The organism is Pseudomonas juntendi (assembly GCF_009932375.1).
Lineage (GTDB): Bacteria > Pseudomonadota > Gammaproteobacteria > Pseudomonadales > Pseudomonadaceae > Aquipseudomonas > Aquipseudomonas juntendi.
On sequence record NZ_BLJG01000446.1, the window covers coordinates 1 to 483 of the forward strand.

A 483-nucleotide genomic window follows, 5' to 3' on the forward strand; every position below is an offset into this window, starting at 1 on the left:
GCTAGCCAGCGCGGTGAAAAAGCCATTGAGCTCGGCCAGGTTGAGTACCGAGTAGTCGTTGCCGTAAGTGATCAGCAGGTCTTCGAGGCGGTGCAGTTCTTTTTCGCTGAGTGGCGGGAGCATCGGGCAGGGAATCCTTGCTGGCAAAAGTGTGTGCACCCTAGCACAGCAATGCTTGGAGGGTTGCCCGTGCAAGATACTGCACGGGCAAATTTTCTCAGGTGGGCAGCCAACCCGGCAACTCATGCTGCCGGTCGGCGCCAATCAGCAGCCACAGCAAAATGCGGCACTTGCGCGGGCAGAGGTGCCCGGCCATATGCACACCTTTTTTCTGCAAGTCGATCTCGGAGCCGGAAAACCCGTATGTTGCGCGGGCTGTAGCCCCCTCACCTGTACGAGTGGCGACAATGACTGGCAGGGTTGGCGTCATGTGCTCCAGAACATCAGACCAATTGCCGGAAACATGGCCGGCGCCGAACCCGG

2 pseudogenes are annotated in these 483 nt (G+C 59.2%); both read right to left on the reverse strand.

The annotated features are described in order from the left end of the window. Positions 1 to 123: pseudogene (locus GYA94_RS26640) on the reverse strand (UPF0149 family protein); the annotation flags it as partial. 94 nt (positions 124 to 217) lie between these two features. Next, positions 218 to 483, reverse strand: a pseudogene (locus GYA94_RS26645) (asparaginase); the annotation flags it as partial.